This is a genomic window from Pseudomonas sp. TE3644, from assembly GCF_056278815.1.
The window spans coordinates 5,062,824-5,081,811 of record NZ_JBWBQF010000001.1 but is presented as its reverse complement, the minus strand read 5'-3'; the positions used below and the strand labels follow the sequence as shown (position 1 = coordinate 5,081,811).

Genomic DNA, 18,988 nt, shown 5'->3' with positions numbered 1-18,988 from the left:
TGTTTTTTCGCGCTCGCCGGCTCGGTGGCGCAACGCGGCATGATTCTAGTAGATGCAAAACGCGGTTGGCGGACGGTGCGGGTGGTTGCGGTCGATATTCGCCCGTGCAGTTCATCGGGTAACGACGATTGCCGAGAAAAAATTGAAACTCTGGCGCAAAGCGGTCAGTCAACCTCTATGTCGACTTTAGACACCTGTACTTTCCTGAAAGGAGAAATACCATGAGTGGCACTAAAGACAAAGTGAAAGGAATGGCCAACGAAGCGAAGGGCAACGTCAAGGAAGGCGCCGGCAAGCTGGTGGGCAGCGATAAGCTGCGTGCCGAAGGCGCTGCGGACAAAGCCAAGGGCAAAGTCCAGCAAACCGTTGGCGAAGCCAAGGACAAGCTGAGCAAGCACTAATCGGTGCGCGCGCGGTCTTATCCCACACAGCGGTCATCCTCGGATGGCCGCTGTGCTGTCTGGACATTGCCGGTAACCGTTGCAGCATCGTGTTTGCGGCTATTTTAAGGTAAAACCTGCGCCCCAGCGTTGGGCCAGGTCCGGCGTTTCACTCGTTGTACTCCTCCACAATGGCGGCGAAAGGAGACGCTAATGATTTTTCAGGAAATGCGTGATTTACCTCTGCATACGGTGCTGGCGCGCACGGTGAAAGAGTTCATCGACGACGAAATGTCGACTTACGCCTCTGCACTGGCCTACCAGATGCTGTTCTCGCTGTTTCCCTTCATCCTGTTTCTGATCGCCCTGATCGGTTTCCTGCACCTGCCCGACTTTTTCTCGTGGCTGCGCCTGCAGGCCGAACTGGTGCTGCCGCCCCAGGCGCTGGACTCGGTGAACCCGGTGATCGACCAGTTGCAGCAGTCCAAGGGCGGCCTGCTGTCATTCGGTATCGTCATCGCGCTGTGGACCGCCTCGGCCGGTGTACGGCTGATGATGAGCGCCATGAACGCGGCCTACGACGTGGTCGAGGAGCGCCCGGCCTGGAAGCGCATTCCGCTGTCGATCTTCTACACCGTGGGCATCGCCGGCATGCTGCTGGCTGCCGCTGCGCTGATGGTGCTGGGGCCGCAGGTGATGGGCTGGCTGGCCGGGCAGATCGGCCTTGAAGACTTTATTGTCACCCTGTGGACCGTGGCCCGCTGGCCGGTCATTGTCATCCTGATGATGATCGCCGTGGCGCTGATCTACTACGTGATGCCCGACGTGAAGCAGAAATTCCGCTTCATCACCCCAGGCTCGGTGCTGGCCGTGGTGGTGTGGATCATCGCCTCGCTGGGCTTTGCCTTCTACGTCAAGACCTTCGCCAACTACAACGCCATGTATGGCAGCATCGGGGCGATCATCGTGCTGTTGCTGTATTTCTACATCTCGTCGGCAGTGCTGTTGCTGGGCGCGGAGATGAATGCGGTGATCGAGCACATGTCCGTGGAAGGCAAAGACCCTGGCCACAAGGAATTTCCCGAGGACGAAGCGGAAAATGCTAAAAAGCATGTTTCGGGGCTGGGGCGCGATCATTCGATCAAGCCGGACCCTGAGCAGGCCTGATCGGGGATCCGCCACACCATGATTCGTGACATTCTGAAAATGGGCGACGAGCGCTTGCTGCGCGTGGCCCAGCCCGTACCCACCGAGATGTTCGGCAGTGCCGAGCTGGACGAGCTGATCGCCGACATGTTCCAGACCATGGAACACGTGGGCGGCGTAGGGCTGGCGGCGCCGCAGATCGGCGTTGATCTACAGCTGGTGATCTTCGGCTTCGAGCGCAGCGAGCGTTACCCGGATGCCGAGGCCGTGCCGCAGACCATTCTGATCAATCCGCTGATCACGCCGCTGAACCCGGCCACGGAAGAGGGCTGGGAAGGGTGCCTGTCGGTGCCGGGGTTACGGGGTGTGGTGGATCGGTATTCGCACATTCGTTATGAAGGGTTTGACCCGCAGGGGCAGCCGATTCAGCGGGTGGCCCAGGGGTTTCATGCGCGGGTGGTGCAGCATGAGTGCGATCATTTGATTGGGCGCTTGTACCCGTCGCGGATTGCGGATTTCAGCCGGTTCGGGTTTACCGAGATTCTGTTTCCAGGGCTTGATCCGGCGAGTGATGACTGACGATCGCGCCGCCCCTATCGCTTCCAAGGTCGGCTCCTACACCGATCGTGGTAGGAGCCGACCTTGGTCGCGATAGGGGCGGCGCGGTATCACTCCTTGGCCACCGCCACCGGCTTGATAAACCGCAAGGTCATCCGGTCCGACTCGCCAATGGCCTGGTACTTGGCCCTGTCCTGCTCCCCCAGCTTGTAAGTCGGCGGTAACGTCCACACCCCCTGCGCGTAGTCCTTGGTGTCCTTGCTGTTGGCATTGATCTCGCTCTGCCCCACCAACGTGAAGCCCGCATCCGTGGCCAGTTTGATTACATAGGCCGTGGGCAGGTAGCCGCTGCTTTTGATCTGCCCCACGCTTTCCCCCGGCTTGCCGCGGTGGTCCACCACGCCCAGGCTGCCGCCCGGTTTCAACACCTGATAGAAGCCCTGGAACATCGCCTTGGCGTTGTCGGCCATCACCCAGTTGTGCACGTTGCGGAAGGTCAGCAGCAGGTCGGCGGAATCGTCAGGCCCGAATGTGGGCGCCTTGGGGTCGAAGCTGAGCAACTGCGCCTTGCCGAAATGGGCGCTGTCGGCAGCGAACTTCTGCTTGAGGGTGTCGGCGCTGCCGGACGATTGCACGGCGGCGATGTAATGGCCGTGGTCCTTGAGCAGCGGCGCCAGGATTTCGCTGTACCAGCCGTTGCCCGGGGTAATCTCGATGACGGTCTGGTTTTGCCGCAGGCCGAAGAACTGCAGGGTCTGGCGCGGGTGGCGATAGCGGTCGCGGGCGCTGTTGGCGGGGTCGCGCCAGTTGCCTTTGAGCACCGAGTCGAAAGTTTTTGTGCTGATGTTGGACGCGGGTGCCACGGCGGCCAGGGTCAAGGCAAAGGTGGGGGCGGCGCAGGTGAAGGCCAGCGCCGCAAGCAGCAGACGTTTCATGACAATCCTTGTGGGCGAAAAGACGATTCCCACAGGCTAGCACGCAATCCGTAGCCGCTGCCGCCAGGCTGCGCTGGCCTGTGTGAACCCTGAAGATCTATAGCGAGGTACAGGGCCAGCGCAGCCTGGCGGCAGCGGCTACGGTATCAGGGCCATGGCGATCAGGGCTTTGCTGCGCTGGTAGCGCACCAGGCGTTCGGCCAGGGCCTGGGGCAGGTCATACTGCTCGACGAAGCCCAGCCGCTGGTAGAAGCCGGCCAGGTCTGGGTCGCAGAACAGCCACACCGGGCCGGGAACGCTGGCTACCGCGTGTTGCACCAACGCACTGGCCACCCCCTGCCCGCGACAGGCCAGGGCCACCAGCAACCCCGTCAGCCAATGCCCGTCCGCCACAGGCGTGAGGTTGAGCGCCGCCACGATCTCACCCTGGCGCGCCACCCAGGCCTGGGCCGCCTTGTCGCCACGCATGGATGAGCGCTGCTCACGGTAGAACTTGTTCAACAGCGGCCACAAGTCCGCCGCCAACGGGCCGTAATCGATGCTCATGCCGAAGGCCATCCGCCGCCCAGGGCGCGGTACAACTGCACCCGGTCCAGCGCCACCTGGGTGGCGCTGTTGACCAGCGCGCTTTGGTTCTGCAAGCGGATGCGCTGCACGTTGAGCACGTTGATGAAGTCGATCGCGCCCTGGCGATAGCGCTCCTGCGCCACGTTCAGGGCCATGTCGTTCTGGCGCACCGCCTCGGCCAGCGCGGCATGGTGCTGCTGTTCGGCGCGGTAGTCGGTGAGGGCGTTGTCCACTTCATGCCAGGCGCCCAGCACGGTCTTCTGGTAGTTGAGCGCGGCTTCCTGCTGTTGGTGCTCACGCAATTGCAGGGTGCCGGTCAGGCGGCCACCCTGGAAAATCGGCAGGTACAGGCTGGGTCCGTAGCTCCACTGGCGCGAGTTCCAGGCGCCGAAGTTGGAGCCGTCCAGGGCCTGGAAGCCGAAGCTGGCGCCCAGGCTGATGCGCGGGTAGAAATCGGCCTTGGCCACGCCGATGGCGGCGGTGGCGCGGTGCAGGGCGGCTTCGCTGGCCTGGATGTCGGGACGGCGCTGGGCCAGTTCCGAGGGCAGGCCCAGGGGCACGCTCGTCGTCGGCGCGGGGATGGCCTTGGGGGTGGTCAACTCATTGGCCAAGGCGCCGGGAGCTTCGCCCAGCAGGTAGCTCAGGGCGTTGATCAGGCGGTCCTGGTCGGCCTGCAGCATGGGCAGCAGTGCCTCGATGCTGGCCACCTGGGCGGCCGAGTTGGCGGTGTCCAGGTGGGTGGTCACGCCGTTTTCCAGGCGGGTCTGGGTCAGGTCGCGGCTGCGCTTGGCGATCTCCAGGTTCTGCTGGGCCACCTGCAATTGGGTCTGTACGCCGCGCAGTTTCAGGTAATCGCTGGCGGTTTCGGCGCTGATGCTCAGCAGCACGCCGTTGCGCTGGGCCTGGCTGAGCTCCACTTCGGCATCGGCGGCTTCCACGGCCCGGCGCACATGGCCCCACAGGTCCACTTCCCAGCTGGCGTCAGCCGCCGTGCTCCACAATTCAAAGGGCGCCTGCCCACTCAGGTTGGAGGCATCCAGCAGGCTGACCGCACTGTTGCGTTCACGCTGGTAGCTGGCGCCCAAGCCGACGCTGGGCGCCCGCGCGGCCGCGCTGACCTGGCGCATCGAACGGCTCTGGTCCAGGCGGTTGCTGGCCACACGCACGTCGAGGTTGGCCTTGGCGGCGCGTTCCACCAACGAGGTCAGCTGTGGGTCGCCCAAGGCCTGCCACCATTGGCTATCGATAGCCGCAGTCTGGGTTTGCTGCGGCCACTGGGCGGGCAACTGCACCTGGGGTTTTTCAAAGTCGGGGCCGACGCTGCAGGCGCCGAGGCTGGCACAGGCCAGCACAAGCAGGGCACGTTTCATCTCAATGCAGCTCCTGGGCGGTGTCGATGCGGGTCACCACCGACATGCCGACGCGCAGTTTATCCAACTCCGGCTGGTCGGCGTCGAAGACGATCTTCACCGGAATGCGCTGCACCACCTTGGTGAAGTTGCCGGTGGCGTTGTCCGGGGCGATGGCCGAAAACGACAGGCCAGTGGCCGGCGCCACGCTGTCCACGTGGCCGGTGAAGGTGCGGTCGGGGAAGCTGTCGACCTCGATCTGCACGGTTTGCTTGAGGTGCATGTGCGCCAGCTGGGTTTCGCGGAAATTGGCCACCACGTAGGCGTCTTTCAACGGCACCACGGCCAGTAGCGGTTTGCCGGGGGCCACGTAGGCACCCACGCGCACCGAGCGCTGGCCGACCATGCCGTCCCGGGGCGCGACGATGCGGGTGTAGGACAGGTTCAGGTTGGCCTGCTGCAAGGCGGCTTCATCCTTGGCCAGGGCGGCCTGGGCCACTTCGCGTTGGGCCTTGAGCACGTCCAGGGTTTTCTGCGCGGCGACTTTGGCGGCGTCATCGCGGTCGCGGGCGGCTTGCCAGCCTTGCAGGTCGGACTCGGCCTTCTGGCGTTCTTCCTGGGTGCCGGCGCCGGCGTTGGACAGGTTGCGGTAGCGCTGGGCGTTGGCCTGGGCGAACGCCAGCGAAGCGGCGGTGGCGCGGATTTTTGCCGTGGCCTGGTCGATCTCGGCGGCCTGGCGGTCGATGCCGGCGCTCAGGTTCTTCAGCTGCGCCTGGGCGGCGTTGACGTTGGCGGTGGCCGCCGCCTGGGCCGCCAGGTAGTCGCGGTCGTCAATCTGCGCCAGCAGTTGCCCGGCGGTCACCGCCTGGTTGTCGGCCACGGCCACCTGGGTGATCTGCCCGGCCACGCGGGGCGCCACCAGTACGGAGTCGGCGTTGATGAAAGCGTCGTCGGTGCTTTCCACCGCGCCATGGCGCAGCAGCCGGTAAGCCCCGTAGCTGCCGCACACGATAACGGCGAGGGTGATCAGTGAAATGGCGGTTCTATGTTTCATGGGGATACCGGAGGTTGCGGTGGATAGGCACGTTTGGGCAGGGTCAACAGGACAAGCAGCAGCACCGCGATCACCGCGATCAGCGCCAGGAAGGCATCGCTGGCGGTCAGCACCAGCGCCTGGGCATGCACGCGGTGGGCAAGGCCGCTGTCATCAAGCAAGGGCGCAAGGCCCTGGCGCACGCTGCCCAGACGGTCGAGCAGTACGTTGGAATGCAGGTGTTCACGCCAGGTGACGAAGTTCTCCAGGGCCACCGCTGCCAGCACCGAGAACAGCGCGCGCAGGGTGTTGACCATGGCCGAGGCGAACGGGCCTTCCATGGGGTGGATCACGCCGGTGGCCAGCATCAGCAGCGGCACCACGATCATCGGCTGGCCGATGGCGTGCAGCGCTTGCAGCCAGTAGAAGTCGTCACGAATCCACTGGCTGGTGACCAGCGAACCGCCCAGGCAGGCTGCGGTGAGAACGGCCAGGCCGGCAGCGATGACGTAGCGCGCGTCCACCCAGTTGCGGTTAATCACGGTGGCCACCAGCGGCGCCAGCAGCAGTTGCGGCAAGGCGATGCTCAGGGCCAGCGGCATGGTCTGCAACGGCCGGTAGCCTTGCACGCCGGCCAGGTACGCGGCGGGGATGGCGCTGCCGGCCAGGCTGACGAACATGAACAGGGTCAGGGTGGTGATGCCGAAGGCGAAATTGCGCCGTTCCAGCAACTGCAACTTGAACAGCGGCAGCGGGTGGAACCATTCGTTGAGCAAGAACAGCGGCAGGCTCACCGCCGCGCCCAGCAGCAGCCAGCAGATCAGCTCCGAGTCCAGCCAGTCCAGGCGCTCGCCCTGGGTCAGGGCGATCACCAACATGCTGATGCCGCCGCAGCCCAGCAGGGCGCCACGCCAGTCCACCTGTTTGAAGCGCTCCAGACGCAGCGGGTCCTGGGGCAGCCCGAAGGCAATCAGGGCCGCGCCGATCAGGCCGGCGGGGATGATCTGCCAGAACAACAGGCGCCAGTCCGAATTCTCCGTCCACAGCGACGCCAGGGGCATGGCCACATTCGGGCCGAAGGTGGCGGTCAGGGCGTAGGCCGACAGCCCGTACAGCTTGATGTGCCAGGGCAGGAAGCGCAGTGCCACCGTCATCAGCAGCGGCGGCAAACAGCCACCGGCCAGGCCCTGGATCACGCGCAGGGTCAGCAGGCTTTCCAGGTTGGGCGCCAGCGGGCACAGCGCGCCGCACAGGCTGAACAGCAGCGTGACGACAATGGCGAAGCGGCGCAGCGAGAAGGTCACCGCCAGCCACGGCGCGATCAGCATGGCCGAGACTTCGGCGGCGCTGTAGGCCGAGCTGATCCAGGTGCCTTCGTCATGGCCCAGGCCGAACACGCCCAGCACATCGGCCAAGGCGATGTCGGTGGCGCGGTCGTTGATGCCCGAGGTCAGCGCGGCGATCAATACGCCCACGAGGCCCAAGGCCAGGCGCCAGCCGAACGGAGTGGGGGCGGGAGGAGGTGGAGGTGCCGACACGAAAGATTTCCCGAGACGCGAGCGAGTAAGAGTGCGATAATTGGTACAGTGTACTGATCAGCGATACATGAGGCAATCCAGTGACGACCGACAACGACCGTAGTGGCATTCAGGTGATCTCCCGCGCTGCCGCCATCCTGCGCTGCCTGGAAAACGAACCGGCGGGCCTGAGCCTGGGCGCCATCGCCAAGCGCATCGAGCTGCCGCGCTCCACCGTGCAGCGGCTGGTGGATGCGCTGGCGCTGGAGCAGTTGCTGGAAGTGCGCGGGGCAGGGGGCGTGTGCCTGGGCCCGGCGTTGATGCGCTTGGCTACGCACAGCCATGTGGACATTTCGCAGATGGCGCGCCCCTTCATGGAAGACCTTTCGCGCCTGACCGGGGAAACCGCCGTCCTGCTGCACGCCAGCGGGACCGAGCTGCTGTTGCTGCATTCGGTGGTGTCGGCCAACGAACTGCGCGTGGCGCCCGGCAGTGGCAACTTCCTGCGCATGCATGCTTCCTCGGGCGGCAAAATCCTGTTGGCCAGCAAGAGCGATGACGCAGTCCGCGAACTGCTGGACGGGCAGACCGAGCCCCTTACGCCGTTCACCCTGGACCTGGCGCAGTTGCTGGCGCAATTGCCGCAGATTCGCGAAGAGGGCTTTGCCTACGATCGTCAGGAACATATCGAGGGCGTGGGCGGCGTGGCCAGCCTGCTGCAGACGCCCCAGGGCAGCTACGCATTGACCGTGGTAGGGCCGGCGTGGCGGATCGAGCAGCACCATCCGCGCATTCGGGAGCACCTGGGTCGAATCCGCGATGAGTTGAGCCAGGCGGTGCACAGCAAAATCTGATTGTTGCAACTTCGGCAACAGTGCATGTCGGCAGTTGATCTTTATTCCTGGCGGGGAAGTTGTATTCTAAGTGTGTCCCCGCTGACATATAACTACAGCCGGGACAGGTACTTCGTGTTACGTGGAAAGTTCCAAAAACGTAACAACTTCTTCCAGCCCCAACACGGCAAATGAAGTCAATCAGCGTGATTGCTTTAAAGGCCCTCTATCATGAAAAGTCTGTTAATTGCCGCACTGGTCTCTTTCTCGGCCGTGGCCGGCGCTGCCACCTTGCCCGCCGCCCAGAACAACAGTGTTCAGGAATATAGCTACGGCACCCATCTGGATATTGCCAAGGTGGTCAGCATGACCAGCATCCCCGATGTGTGCGAAGTGGTGCCGGCTAAAATGACCTACCTGGACCATCAGGGCGAACGCCACACCATCGAATACCGCGTGATGGGCAACGGCTGCGAGAACAACTGACCGGTTGCGGGCCGTGACGTGGCCATGTCGGCTGTAGTATGGTCCACGCCACTGACTGCCCCCGGAGTGTTCGCTTGAAATCGTTACCGTTGAAACCGCTGTATGTGGCTGGCGTGGCCATCCCTTTCTGGTTGGCCATTGCGCTGCTGATTCTGGGCAGCCTGTATCCCGATTACAGCCAGTTCGAACAGTCCATGAGTGTATTGGGCGCGGTGGATGCACCGACCCATTTTATTGCACCGTTGATTAATAACTTTCCGATTGGTTTGTTATTCATTTTGTTTGGGGTAAGTGTCTTTAAAACCTTCCCGCAATCGGCGTTGGCACGGTTGAGTGGGTTGTTGATTGTGTTGCATGGTTTGGCCAGTTTTGTAACTGGAGATTTCTCTTGCGACGCCGGTTGTTCGCCTGAAGATCCTTCCACCGCGCAGCAGATTCATCATATTGCCGGTGTGGTCATGGCCTGGAGCTTGATTGTTGCCGGTGGTATCTGGGCCTGGCTGGGTTTGCGTCTGCAGGGTTTCCGTGGGCTGGCGTTCTTCTCCATGGTGTTTACCCTGGCGGCGTTGGTGACCTTCCCGATGGTGGTGATTTCGGCGAAGAACCTGGTGGGGCATGGCTTGTATGAGCGCGTGAACACCTTTGTCTCGGCGATCTGGACGGCGATTTTTGCGGTGATTCTGTTGCGTCGCACGGCCTGATCCCTCGCGTTGCCCCTATCGCGGCCAAGGCCGGCTCCTACGCCGATCGGCGTTGGCCGCGATTACGTAGGTGTTGGCCATGATCGCCAATCGGCGTAGGAGCCGGCCTTGGCCGCGATAAGGGCGACGCCGATTTCAGGCGATGTTCACTTTGCTCAGGGCCTGCGTTATGTCGCGCTCCAGGTCCTCGACATCCTCGATTCCCACGCTCAACCGCACCAATCCCTCCGTCACCCCATACTGCCGCCGAATGTCCTCGGCCACTGCGCTGTGCGTGGTGGACGCCGGGTGGCAGGCCAGCGAATCGGTGTCGCCCAGCGATACGGCCTGGGTCACCAGGGTCAGGCTATCCAGAAAAGTGCGAGCCGCCGCTTTACCGCCCTTGAGTTCAAACGCCATCAGCGCGCCGAATCGGCTCATCTGCCGCTTGGCCACCGCGTGCCCGGGGTGGCTGGGCAGGCCGGGGTAGAACACCGTGGTCACGGCCGGGTGTTCGTCCAGCAGCCTGGCGATGCGTTCGGCACTCAGACTCGCGGCCTCCACGCGCAGTGGCAGGGTTTTCAGGCCACGGATCAGCAGGGAGGCTTCGAACGGGCTCAGGCAACCACCGAACTGTTTCAGGCCTACACCGCGAATTTTCTCGATCAAGGCTTTGTCGGCCACTACGACTCCGCCAGTAGCATCACCGTGTCCGCCAATGAATTTGGTCGCCGAGTGCACTACCACATCAATGCCCAGGCTCAGCGGCCGGGTCAGGCACGGGGTGGCGAAGGTGTTGTCGGCCACGGTGACGATCTGGTGGGCGCGGGCGATGCGCGCGGTTTGTGCCAGGTCCACTATGCCGAGCATGGGGTTGTCCGGGGTTTCGGCGAAGATCAGCCGCGTCTTGGGGGTGATGGCGGCCTCCAGTTGCTCCACGCCCGTCACGTGGAAGGAGCGTACGCCGAAGCGCGGCAGCAGGTTGCGCATCACCCCTTCGGTGCCGCCGTACAAGGTGCCGACGTGGATCAGTTCGTCGCCCGCCGACACCAGGGCCAGCACGGTGGAGCAGATCGCCGCCATGCCACTGGCGAACGCCACGGCGCTTTCGCCACCCTCAAGCGCCGCCATCTTGCCTTCCAGTGCCGCCACCGTCGGGTTGGCGAAGCGGCTGTAGAGGTAGCCCGGGCTTTCGCCGCTGAAGCGTTGCTCGCCGGTGTCGAAGTCACCGTAGGAATAGGCCGAGGCGGTGCTGATGGGCGTGGCCACCGCCCCGGTACTCGGGTCGGGGGCTTGGCCAGCGTGGACGGCGAGGGTACGGATACCAAGGGGGTGTGAGGTGTGCGTGGTCATGCCTGACTCCTTCAAGACATTGTCCTGTCAGAGAGTAGACCGCGCCGCGTGGTATTCGTCCGTCAGTACCGCCAGCAGTTCGGCGGCGGGCAGGCTGCGCGCGCGGGTGGCGCCGGTGCCGGCCCAGTGGGCGGCGAACTCGGGCGAGCCGGCTTTGGCCGCAGCGGCGATCAGTTCCTTGCCCGCGTGGTAGGCGATGCCGAAGCCGGGCACGGGTGGGTGGCCGGCGGCCCCTACTTCAACCATGAAACGGTTGACGATGCCCCGTGCCGGGCGACCGGAAATCACTCGGGTGAAGTCGGTGCGCTGGGCACGATCGCTGGCCAGCATTTGCCGGTAAGCCGGGTTGGCGGCCGACTCCGGGCACAGCACGAAGGCGGTACCCAACTGCGCGGCCACTGCGCCCAGGGCCAGCACTTCGGCGATGTCGGCGCCGTCCATCAGGCCCCCAGCGGCGATGATCGGCACCTGCACCTGTTCACGCAACAGGCGCAGCAGGTCCCGCACGGGCAACTGCTCATCGGCGCCATGCTCATCGAAAATGCCCCGATGGCCCCCGGCTTCGGCACCTTGAGCCACCACCACATCGATGCCGGCGGCCTGCACCTGCAGCGCCTCGGCCAGCGAAGTGGCGCTGGCCAGCAGCAGGATACCGGCCTGTTTCAGCGCATCGATGCGCGCCTGGGGCGGCAGCCCCAGGTGCAGGCTGACGATGGGCGGGCGTTCGTCGAGCAGCACCTGGAATTGCGCTTCATCGTCGAACAGGCTTTTGTAGATGTCGTGGAGGGCGGCAGGCGGCTGCGCGCCGAATTCATTGAAGAAGGGTTTGAGGTGCGTCAGCCAGGCGCTTTCAATCGCTGCGTCAGGCCGGGAAGGGCGGTTGCAGAACACATTGATGTTGAAGGGACGCTCGGTCAGCGCCCGCAGTTGACGAATCATTGCCCGCCCGGCCTCTGCATCCACCGCTGCAATCGAAATGGAACCCAGCCCCCCGGCATTGCTGACCGCGGCGGCCAGCTGCGGCGTGGCCGTACCGGCCATCGGCGCCTGAATGATGGGAGTGCGGATGCCCAGCAGCGTGTGTGCGTCAGTCATGATGCGGCCCTCGAGTCCAGTGTCCATGGCAGCATCCTAGAATCCGGCGGGGTATTAATAAACCCGGCCGGGCGGCTAACTGACATGAATCCGATGAATATCGCGCAGCTGTAGCCGCTGCCGCAGGCTGCGCTGGCCCTCAGCCTCGCTGAAGATCTGCAGGGTACTCAGGGGCCAGCGCAGCCTGACGGCAGCGGCTACGAGCCGCCTTGGGCGCAATTTTTTCCAATACTTTCAGGGAAGGTTTTGGCCCAATACGCCTTTCGTTTTCCCCTTCGGATGCTTTGCCATGCAGTTCTCCAGCGGTTTCCTCCTCAGCCTTTCCCTGTGCCTGGACATTGGCGTGGCCAATATCGCCATGATCACCCTGGCGATGCAGCGCGGGTATCTGCAGGGGTTCTGGCTGGGGCTGGGCACCTGTTTTGGCGACCTGGCCTACGCGATTCTGGCGCTGGTGGGCATGACGGTGTTGTTGCAGTACACCTGGGTGCGCTGGGTGCTGTGGGTGGGCGGCTCGCTGTTGCTGGTGTATTTCGCGGTGAAGATGCTGATCAGCGCCTGGCGGCATGACAGCGCGCTGCAAGCGGGGGAGGTGGCGGGGGCCGGCTCGGGATTGAAGGAGTTCTTTCGCGGGATCTTCCTGGCCATGTCCTCGCCCAGCGCCATCCTCTGGTTTGCCGCCGTGGGCGGCACGCTGATTTCCCGTTCGGGTGGGGGCGGGCTATTGAGCGCCGGGCAGTTCCTGGCCGGTTTTTTCTGCGCCGGGGTGCTGTGGTGCGTGGCCATCTGCACGGCGGCCAGCCAGGGCGGCAAGTTGTTGGGCGATCGTCTGCTGCGTTATAGCTACCTGGCGTCGGCGGGGATCTTCGCCTGGTTTGCGGTTTACGTGATCGGTTCGGGCTATCAGGAATTCATTGTGGGGCAGGCATCGGCGTAAATAGTCCGTCGCCCCGTGGAACAGGTGTTATACCTAATAGAACCATCCACCCAACCAGGGGAGTGCTCGGCATGAAAGGCATGGACTCGAAGAAAGCAGCGAAGAAAAAACCCACCCGCACCGCGGAAGAGAAACGCGCTGAAAAACGTGCGAAGAAATCGAATATTTTCGGCCACTGACCCTTTGGCCGTTACCGGCAAAAGCCCGCCCCGTTGCGGGCTTTTGTCTTGAAGGCCTGGGCATAGGCCTGCGGGGTCACGCCCATCACCTTGCGGAAGGCGTTGATAAAGTGGCTCTGATCGTAAAACCCCAACTCCCCGACGATCTGCAGTGAATGCTGTTGGCGGCGCAGGCGTTTGCGCGCCTCCAACAGGCGCAGTTGCATCTGGTACTGCAATGGCCCCAGCCCGGTGTGCTTCTTGAAGCAGCGCACAAAATGGTATTTGCTCAGCCCAGCGACGGCGGCCAAGGCGTCCAGTTCGATCTTCGCCCCCAGATTGTCACGCAGGTAGTCCAGGCTATGCTGCACCCCGGCGTGCTGCTCGCCGGCCTTGCCGGGGCCCGGCTCCATCCACTGGCACAGCATCTGGATAAAGGCTTCTTCCTGCTCGGCGCGGTGGCTGGCCGGGGTGGCGGCGAAGTCGAGGATGGCCTGGTGCAGGCCGGCATGATGGAACACGCCTTGCTCGAAGGTGCTGCCGGCCAGGTTGTTGTCGCGCACCACCTGTTCAATGGCGTGGGGGGCCAGGTGCAGGCTGATGTATTCCACGCCCTGCGGGCTGAATTGCGAGGCCTGCATGGCCTGTGGGTTGTACAGGGTGATGGCACCGGCGGGGGCTTCCAGGGCGTGGCCGTCCAGCCAGATATGTTCCACCCCGGTCAGGTTGGTGCCCAGCACGTATTCGTCGTGGGTGTGGCGTGGGAAGCTGGCGGCTTCGGCGCGCACCCATGAGGCTTCGACCACGGCGCCGGCGTGCCAGTCTTCGGTAATCAGGTTCATGCCGACTTTTCCGGGGGTTGGGAGGTCAGAACGTTAACGCACGGGGCAAATGGCCTGCAAGGTACCCCGTACTTCGTAGTAGCGATTGTGGGAGCGGGTTCTACCCGCGAAGAAGGGCACGCGGACTTCCTGATACGCCGCGGCGTGCTTTTCGCGGGTAGAACCCGCTCCCACAGAGACAGTTGCTGCTACGGTGAGTGCAGGTCAACTCAGGACGCGAGGTATTCATGACTGGAATCGAACCCACCGCCATCGAGCCGGTGCGCTATGAACAGGGCCGGGCGATGATCATCGCCGGTTTGTCCGACCGCTTTACCCAGGACACCACCAGCGGCATCGAGGCGCTGTGGCGCGAGTTCGTGCCGTTTTTGGGCAAGGTGCCGGGGCAGTTGGGGCATGAAAGCTATGGGGTGTGCTGCAACCCCGATGGCATCGGCGGCTTCGAGTACATCGCCGGTGTCGAGGTTGAGACCGAGCGCGAGCTGCCCCAGGAATTTCGCTGGATCAAGCTGGCGCCCCAGCGCTACGCGGTGTTCGAGCACCAGGGGCATATTTCCGGCCTGGGCCAGACCTTCCAGGCCATCTGGCAGGTGTGGCTGCCCAATAGCGGCCTGGAAGCGGCCGATGCGCCCGAGTTCGAGCGCTACAGCGATGATTACGAGCCGGCCACCGGTAACGGCCGACTGGAAATCTGGCTGCCGATCAAGGACTGATCGCTTACTGGCCGGCGGTCAGCGCCCGGCGGCAGTCATGGAACATGTCCAGGCCAGACTGGTACACGCCGGTCTGCACCTGGAACAGGCCTAGCACCGAGTGGAAAATGTTGTCGTGGCTCAGGTCGCCCTCGTCCTGCTTGGCCTTCAGGCACGAGCGGTCGATGCCGTCCTGAGCCAGGGTGTCCTTGCCGAACCACATCACCATCGGCACGTGGGTCTGCGCCTCGGGGGCGATGGCGTACGGCGCGGCGTGCAGGTACATGCCGTTTTCACCCAGCGACTCGCCATGGTCCGACACGTAGATCATCGAGGTGTCGTACTTGTCCTGGTTCTGCTTGAGCAGGTCGATCACCTTGGACAGGAAGAAATCGGTGTAGAGGATGGTGTTGTCGTACACGTTCACCAGTTCGTCATGGCTACAACTGCCCAGCTGGTTGGTTCGGCACACCGGCTGGAACGCCTCTTTGTCCTTCGGATAACGCTCGTAGTACTCCGGGCCGTGGCTGCCGTCGGCGTGCAGGACGATGATGGCATTGTCCTTCAACCCGTCGATGTAGTCCTGCAGGCCCACCAGCAGCGACTCGTCCAGGCAGTTGCTGCCGTCGCAGAAGGCGCTTTTCTGGTCTTTGGGAATGTCGTGGTGGGGGATGCGCAGGCAGGTGCCCTTGCAGTCGCTGTTGTTGTCCAGCCACACGGTCTGCACGCCGGCGCGCTGCAGAATATCCAGCAGGCCTTCGTAGGTTTTGCCCTTCTTGTCGCTGTAATCGCTGCGCGGGAACTTGGAGAACATGCACGGCACCGACACGGCAGTGGAGGTACCGCAGGAAGCCACGCGGGTGAAGTTGAGGATGTCCTGCTTCTTGAGTTCGGGGTTGGTCTCACGGGCGTAGCCGTTGAGCGAGAAGTGGTCGGCGCGGGCGGTTTCACCCACCACGAAGATCATCAGGCTCTTCTTGGGCCGCGCCTTGGCGTCGGCGCTCATCACCGCGTCGGTGCCGATGGGCTGCACCACCACGTCCTGTTTCACCGAGTAGCGCGACTTGGTCAGCTTGGTCACGGCGTAGAGGTAGTTGGTGGGGTTGATGAAGTGAGTGAGCTTGTCTTCCTGGCGGAAGATGGGCGCGTAGGTGGAGTAGAAGGCACCGACCGAGGCCGCCACCACCACCAGGCCGGCGACAATGACCAGCACCTTGTTCAGCAGCCCGGGGAAGAAGCGGCGGTACTGCACCGGCAGCCACCACACCAGCGCCGAGGGCAGTACACCCAGCACCAGCAGGTAGCCGAACAGTTTCGGGCTGAGCAGGGCCTTGGCCTCGCCGGGGTTGGTCTCCACCACGTTCTGGATCATCACCGTGTCGATGGCGATGCCGTAGTTGTTCATGAAGTAGGCCGCCGCCGCCGAGGCCAGCGCCACCACGGTAATCACCGGCTTGAGCAGTGGGCGGAACGACACCAGGGTCAGCAACACGGTGAAGGTGGCCCACAGGAACAGGCCGAAGGACAGGTAGAAGCCGGCACGCTTGACGCCTTCCAGCGTCACCAGGTTGCCCAGCGCCTGCCAGGTGGCGAGGTTGTAGAACAGCACCATGGCCAATGAAAACAGCAACACCAGACGTGTTGAAGTGATTTGAAACCGTCTGCCCTGACTTGCCACCATCTTCACTGCTCCTGGCCTCTGCGTGCCGTCAATAAACCCATGCCCTTGCGGCGAGGGAATCTAGCGCTGAAATCGTCAAAAAAACGTGAACCTGTAACATAGTTCAGGTATCGGGCAGCGCCAGCTTCAAACAACGTTCCAGGCCCACGCGGCCGCGATAGCCGGTGCCGCAATCCACCCAGCCAGCGCGCGTGTACATGTGCATCGCAGCCACGTTGCCGGTGTCCACCGACAGCATCAACTGGCGAATGCCTGGCCACGCTTGTCGCGCCACCTGGGGCAGCGCCGCCAGGCAGGCCTTGCCGTAGCCGCGCCCCTGTTGGCGGTGATCCACTTGCAGGGCATGCAGGGTGGCGGCGTCGGCGGCGGCCCAGGGCGGCAGGAACGGTGGGCGCTTGAGCAGCAGGAACGCCACGGGCCGCTGCTGTACCAGCAGGGCGAAGCCGCGCACGCTGGGGCTTGGCCGATGCAGCAGGGTGTAGAGGGCGCCCTCGATGTCACCGCAATAGGGACGCTGCTCGGGCAGCACACTCAGCTCACACAGCTGTTGGCGCTGGGCGAGGCTCAGGTGGCTGTAGCACACCAGGCGCGGGGCGCCGTCAGTCGTTGCGGTTGGAATGGTCATGGGCGCTATCGTCGTCGATTTGGCACGGCGGTGCAGCATCGGATCTTAAGAACGGTGAATTTATTCCCAATTGCGCTTTCGCGAACCGACGGTTTTATGGCCATAGTGGCGTGTTGCCTGGCAACCCCCTGTCCGCGAAGGAGAATAATAAAATGAGCCTTCACCCCCTCGACACGCCGCCCGGCGAGTTCGAACTGTCGATCACCCGGCTGATCGATGCCCCGCCCAGCGAAGTGTTCCGTGCCTGGATCGAACCTGAATTGTTGCGCCAGTGGTGGGGCCCCCACGGCATGACCACCCCTGTATGTGAAATGCAATTGTGGGTGGGCGGCCTGTTCCGCACCGTGATGCGCGCACCCGACGGCACCGAGTATCCCAATCAGGGTGTGTTCCTGGATATCCAGGCGCCCCGCCGTATCGTTTTCACCGATGCCTTCGGCCCCGGCTGGGTGCCGTCCGCCCGGGCGTTCATGACCGCAGTGATCACCCTGGAGGATGTCGGCGGCCGCACCCGCTACACCGCGCGGGCCTTGCACTGGAGCGATGCCGATCGCAAGGCCCATGATGAAATGGGCTTTCACGAGGGCTGGGGGCAGAGCCTGGACCGGCTGGTGGAACTGGTGACCCGGCGGCTCAGTGTGCCGGCACGTGCAGGGTGAACAGGGTGCCCGCCTGCGCCGTCGACACCACGGCCATGTGACCGCCATGGGCCAGGGCGATCTGGTTGGCAATGTACAGCCCCAGGCCCAGGCCGCTTTGCGGCGATGAGCCGGCGCGGCGCGCGAAGGGTTGGAACAGTTGGGCCTGGATCGCCGGCTCGATGGCCTCGCCCTGATTGTGCACGCTCAGTTCAAAACGACCGTCGATGGCCTGGGCGCGAACCGTCACGATGCCATCGTCGGCGCCGTGATAAATGGCATTGGCCACCAGGTTGGACAGCAGCTGGGCGATGCGATCCCGGTCGCAATGCACGCCCTGCACTGCACCGATGTGCACATCGATCTGGCGCAGCGGGTGCACCCGTTGCACCTCGCTGACCACGTGCAATAGCGCTTCGGCCAGGTCGGGGCGTGGCTGCAGGTCGACGGTAATGCCGCTGCCCAGGCGGCCACGGGCAAAATCCAGCACGTCTTCCACCAGTTGGGTGGCGCGCCGCCCGGCCGTGAGGATGTGCTGGATCAGGCCACGGCTTTTTTCGTCCGCCGCCTTGCGCAGCAGCAGTTCGGCCCCGGCGCTGATGGCGAACAGCGGGTTGCGCAGGTCGTGGCCCAGCACGGCGATGAACTGATCGCGCACGTCGGCCAGCTGGCGCGCTTCGTTGAGGGCGACGCTGGTGCGTTGATGGTTCTCGTCGTTTTCCATCTGGATGGCCAACACCCGCGCGAACGACTCCATCATGGGCTGGATGGGGCTGTGCCTGAGGTTGGCCGGGTTGGGGTCCAGGGCACAGATGGTGCCGAAGAAGCTGCCATCGGTGCGGAATACCGGCACGGAAATATAGCTTTCGAACTGGTAAATGCGCGGGGTGTGATGGTCGTGGTACAGCGGGTCTTCACTGGCCTTGTCGATGACGATGGTCTGGTGATTGCCGCGGATCTCGTCGCACAACGTGGTGGCCAGCTCCAGTTCGCCGCCCACGCCCAGGCCAAAGCCCAGGTTGTCGCGCACGGCGCAGGCGGTCCAGTGGGTGTCGGTGACCCGCGCCACCGCGGCAAAGCGCAGGCCGGTGGTTTCGCACACCACCTGCAGCATGGCCGGGACAGCGTCGATACGGCCGATGGTGGCGATATCAGCGGCGATTGTAGTGCCCATGGACAGTCCGGGGTTCAATGAGGATAAAGGTGAAATTTCCCAAAGTATGGCGGGCAAGTCGAGCAGAGTTTGAAAATAGTTGGCAGGTTGCCAACCTACCCGTGTAGCAGCAACTGTCTTCATGTGGGAGCGGGCTCTGCCCGCGAAGAGGACGCCGTGGTGGTTCAGATACTTCGCGGTGTTCTTTTCGCGGGTAGAACCCGCTCCCACAGGTTGGGGGTGATGTCAGGATAAATAGCGGTGCCTGCATCGCGACTAAAGTCGGCTCCTACGCCGTCCGTGGTAGGAGCCGGCCTTGGCCGCGATGCA

20 protein-coding genes are annotated in these 18,988 nt (G+C 63.7%); 9 read left to right on the top strand and 11 right to left on the bottom strand.

The features are described 5' to 3' along the window. Positions 1-221 precede the first annotated feature (221 nt). From ACZ9GA_RS22405 to def, 3 genes are all read left to right on the top strand, one after another. Entirely contained in the window at positions 222-401 is a 180-nt protein-coding gene (locus ACZ9GA_RS22405; RefSeq protein ID WP_457360699.1) for a CsbD family protein, read from the top strand. A 192-nt stretch (positions 402-593) separates the two neighbouring features. Then, positions 594-1,547 carry a YihY/virulence factor BrkB family protein gene (locus ACZ9GA_RS22400; protein WP_457360700.1) on the top strand — a complete coding sequence of 318 codons (954 nt, stop codon included), beginning with the start codon at positions 594-596 and terminating at the stop codon, positions 1,545-1,547. Between the two features lie 18 nt (positions 1,548-1,565). Further along, the gene (gene def / locus ACZ9GA_RS22395) at positions 1,566-2,105 is read left to right on the top strand and encodes a peptide deformylase (RefSeq protein ID WP_457360701.1); all 540 of its coding nucleotides are present in this window, start codon (positions 1,566-1,568) and stop codon (positions 2,103-2,105) included. Positions 2,106-2,194: 89 nt separating this feature from the next. On the opposite strand, the gene ACZ9GA_RS22390 is transcribed toward def, so the two are convergent. The 5 genes from ACZ9GA_RS22390 to ACZ9GA_RS22370 form a co-directional block, all read right to left on the bottom strand. Next, complete coding sequence (locus ACZ9GA_RS22390; protein ID WP_457360702.1) at positions 2,195-3,019, bottom strand: class I SAM-dependent methyltransferase; 825 nt, start codon at positions 3,017-3,019, stop codon at positions 2,195-2,197. Positions 3,020-3,157: 138 nt separating this feature from the next. Continuing rightward, a complete protein-coding gene (locus tag ACZ9GA_RS22385; protein ID WP_457360703.1) occupies positions 3,158-3,565 on the bottom strand; it encodes a GNAT family N-acetyltransferase in 408 nt (135 codons plus the stop codon). Beyond that, positions 3,562-4,956, bottom strand: a complete 1,395-nt coding sequence (locus ACZ9GA_RS22380; RefSeq protein WP_457360704.1) for an efflux transporter outer membrane subunit — start codon at positions 4,954-4,956, stop codon at positions 3,562-3,564. The genes ACZ9GA_RS22385 and ACZ9GA_RS22380 overlap by 4 nt, the downstream gene beginning before the upstream one ends. A 1-nt stretch (position 4,957) precedes the next feature. Then, the gene (locus ACZ9GA_RS22375) at positions 4,958-5,989 is read right to left on the bottom strand and encodes an HlyD family secretion protein (RefSeq protein ID WP_457360705.1); all 1,032 of its coding nucleotides are present in this window, start codon (positions 5,987-5,989) and stop codon (positions 4,958-4,960) included. Beyond that, positions 5,986-7,506: an MFS transporter gene (locus ACZ9GA_RS22370; RefSeq protein WP_457360706.1), complete on the bottom strand. Its 1,521-nt coding sequence runs from the start codon at positions 7,504-7,506 to the stop codon at positions 5,986-5,988. The genes ACZ9GA_RS22375 and ACZ9GA_RS22370 overlap by 4 nt, the downstream gene beginning before the upstream one ends. 80 nt (positions 7,507-7,586) lie before the next feature. On the opposite strand from ACZ9GA_RS22370, the gene ACZ9GA_RS22365 reads away from it, so the two are divergent. The 3 genes from ACZ9GA_RS22365 to ACZ9GA_RS22355 all read left to right on the top strand — a co-directional run bounded on the left by ACZ9GA_RS22365 (position 7,587) and on the right by ACZ9GA_RS22355 (position 9,505). Beyond that, the gene (locus ACZ9GA_RS22365; RefSeq protein ID WP_457360707.1) at positions 7,587-8,339 is read left to right on the top strand and encodes an IclR family transcriptional regulator; all 753 of its coding nucleotides are present in this window, start codon (positions 7,587-7,589) and stop codon (positions 8,337-8,339) included. A 210-nt stretch (positions 8,340-8,549) separates the two neighbouring features. Continuing rightward, positions 8,550-8,804 (top strand): DUF2790 domain-containing protein, encoded by a 255-nt coding sequence (locus tag ACZ9GA_RS22360; RefSeq protein WP_027977116.1) that lies wholly within the window; start codon positions 8,550-8,552, stop codon positions 8,802-8,804. A gap of 74 nt (positions 8,805-8,878) precedes the next feature. Next, the gene (locus ACZ9GA_RS22355) at positions 8,879-9,505 is read left to right on the top strand and encodes a DUF998 domain-containing protein (protein WP_457360708.1); all 627 of its coding nucleotides are present in this window, start codon (positions 8,879-8,881) and stop codon (positions 9,503-9,505) included. Positions 9,506-9,640: 135 nt separating this feature from the next. On the opposite strand, the gene ACZ9GA_RS22350 is transcribed toward ACZ9GA_RS22355, so the two are convergent. Next, positions 9,641-10,837, bottom strand: coding sequence for a trans-sulfuration enzyme family protein (locus tag ACZ9GA_RS22350; protein ID WP_457360709.1), 1,197 nt, complete (start codon positions 10,835-10,837; stop codon positions 9,641-9,643). A gap of 27 nt (positions 10,838-10,864) precedes the next feature. Then, positions 10,865-11,932 carry an NAD(P)H-dependent flavin oxidoreductase gene (locus tag ACZ9GA_RS22345; RefSeq protein WP_457363671.1) on the bottom strand — a complete coding sequence of 356 codons (1,068 nt, stop codon included), beginning with the start codon at positions 11,930-11,932 and terminating at the stop codon, positions 10,865-10,867. Positions 11,933-12,221: 289 nt separating this feature from the next. On the opposite strand from ACZ9GA_RS22345, the gene ACZ9GA_RS22340 reads away from it, so the two are divergent. Continuing rightward, complete coding sequence (locus ACZ9GA_RS22340) at positions 12,222-12,869, top strand: LysE family translocator (protein WP_457360710.1); 648 nt, start codon at positions 12,222-12,224, stop codon at positions 12,867-12,869. A 190-nt stretch (positions 12,870-13,059) separates the two neighbouring features. Here the strand turns inward: ACZ9GA_RS22340 and ACZ9GA_RS22335 are convergent, their stop codons facing one another. Next, positions 13,060-13,869, bottom strand: a complete 810-nt coding sequence (locus tag ACZ9GA_RS22335) for a helix-turn-helix domain-containing protein (protein ID WP_457360711.1) — start codon at positions 13,867-13,869, stop codon at positions 13,060-13,062. A 227-nt stretch (positions 13,870-14,096) separates the two neighbouring features. Between ACZ9GA_RS22335 and ACZ9GA_RS22330 the strand changes: the two genes are divergently transcribed. Next, positions 14,097-14,582 carry a GyrI-like domain-containing protein gene (locus ACZ9GA_RS22330; RefSeq protein WP_051373507.1) on the top strand — a complete coding sequence of 162 codons (486 nt, stop codon included), beginning with the start codon at positions 14,097-14,099 and terminating at the stop codon, positions 14,580-14,582. 4 nt (positions 14,583-14,586) lie between these two features. On the opposite strand, the gene ACZ9GA_RS22325 is transcribed toward ACZ9GA_RS22330, so the two are convergent. Then, entirely contained in the window at positions 14,587-16,242 is a 1,656-nt protein-coding gene (locus ACZ9GA_RS22325) for a phosphoethanolamine transferase (RefSeq protein WP_457360712.1), read from the bottom strand. A gap of 103 nt (positions 16,243-16,345) precedes the next feature. Next, positions 16,346-16,867, bottom strand: coding sequence for a GNAT family N-acetyltransferase (locus tag ACZ9GA_RS22320; RefSeq protein WP_457360713.1), 522 nt, complete (start codon positions 16,865-16,867; stop codon positions 16,346-16,348). Positions 16,868-17,019: 152 nt separating this feature from the next. Between ACZ9GA_RS22320 and ACZ9GA_RS22315 the strand changes: the two genes are divergently transcribed. After that, positions 17,020-17,526, top strand: coding sequence for an SRPBCC family protein (locus tag ACZ9GA_RS22315; RefSeq protein ID WP_457360714.1), 507 nt, complete (start codon positions 17,020-17,022; stop codon positions 17,524-17,526). Here ACZ9GA_RS22315 and ACZ9GA_RS22310 read toward each other — a convergent pair. Next, positions 17,501-18,679 (bottom strand): GAF domain-containing sensor histidine kinase, encoded by a 1,179-nt coding sequence (locus ACZ9GA_RS22310; protein ID WP_457360715.1) that lies wholly within the window; start codon positions 18,677-18,679, stop codon positions 17,501-17,503. The genes ACZ9GA_RS22315 and ACZ9GA_RS22310 overlap by 26 nt on opposite strands. Between the last annotated feature and the right edge of the window lie 309 nt (positions 18,680-18,988).

Coding starts and splice junctions, on each gene's coding strand:
- ACZ9GA_RS22345 (WP_457363671.1), bottom strand. CDS start 11,932: ATGACTGACGCACACACGCTGCTGGGCATCCGCACTCCCATCATTCAG.
- ACZ9GA_RS22385 (WP_457360703.1), bottom strand. CDS start 3,565: ATGAGCATCGATTACGGCCCGTTGGCGGCGGACTTGTGGCCGCTGTTG.
- ACZ9GA_RS22310 (WP_457360715.1), bottom strand. CDS start 18,679: ATGGGCACTACAATCGCCGCTGATATCGCCACCATCGGCCGTATCGAC.
- ACZ9GA_RS22325 (WP_457360712.1), bottom strand. CDS start 16,242: ATGGTGGCAAGTCAGGGCAGACGGTTTCAAATCACTTCAACACGTCTG.
- def (WP_457360701.1), top strand. CDS start 1,566: ATGATTCGTGACATTCTGAAAATGGGCGACGAGCGCTTGCTGCGCGTG.
- ACZ9GA_RS22350 (WP_457360709.1), bottom strand. CDS start 10,837: ATGACCACGCACACCTCACACCCCCTTGGTATCCGTACCCTCGCCGTC.
- ACZ9GA_RS22400 (WP_457360700.1), top strand. CDS start 594: ATGATTTTTCAGGAAATGCGTGATTTACCTCTGCATACGGTGCTGGCG.
- ACZ9GA_RS22320 (WP_457360713.1), bottom strand. CDS start 16,867: ATGACCATTCCAACCGCAACGACTGACGGCGCCCCGCGCCTGGTGTGC.
- ACZ9GA_RS22335 (WP_457360711.1), bottom strand. CDS start 13,869: ATGAACCTGATTACCGAAGACTGGCACGCCGGCGCCGTGGTCGAAGCC.
- ACZ9GA_RS22330 (WP_051373507.1), top strand. CDS start 14,097: ATGACTGGAATCGAACCCACCGCCATCGAGCCGGTGCGCTATGAACAG.
- ACZ9GA_RS22375 (WP_457360705.1), bottom strand. CDS start 5,989: ATGAAACATAGAACCGCCATTTCACTGATCACCCTCGCCGTTATCGTG.
- ACZ9GA_RS22360 (WP_027977116.1), top strand. CDS start 8,550: ATGAAAAGTCTGTTAATTGCCGCACTGGTCTCTTTCTCGGCCGTGGCC.
- ACZ9GA_RS22405 (WP_457360699.1), top strand. CDS start 222: ATGAGTGGCACTAAAGACAAAGTGAAAGGAATGGCCAACGAAGCGAAG.
- ACZ9GA_RS22390 (WP_457360702.1), bottom strand. CDS start 3,019: ATGAAACGTCTGCTGCTTGCGGCGCTGGCCTTCACCTGCGCCGCCCCC.
- ACZ9GA_RS22380 (WP_457360704.1), bottom strand. CDS start 4,956: ATGAAACGTGCCCTGCTTGTGCTGGCCTGTGCCAGCCTCGGCGCCTGC.
- ACZ9GA_RS22340 (WP_457360710.1), top strand. CDS start 12,222: ATGCAGTTCTCCAGCGGTTTCCTCCTCAGCCTTTCCCTGTGCCTGGAC.
- ACZ9GA_RS22315 (WP_457360714.1), top strand. CDS start 17,020: ATGAGCCTTCACCCCCTCGACACGCCGCCCGGCGAGTTCGAACTGTCG.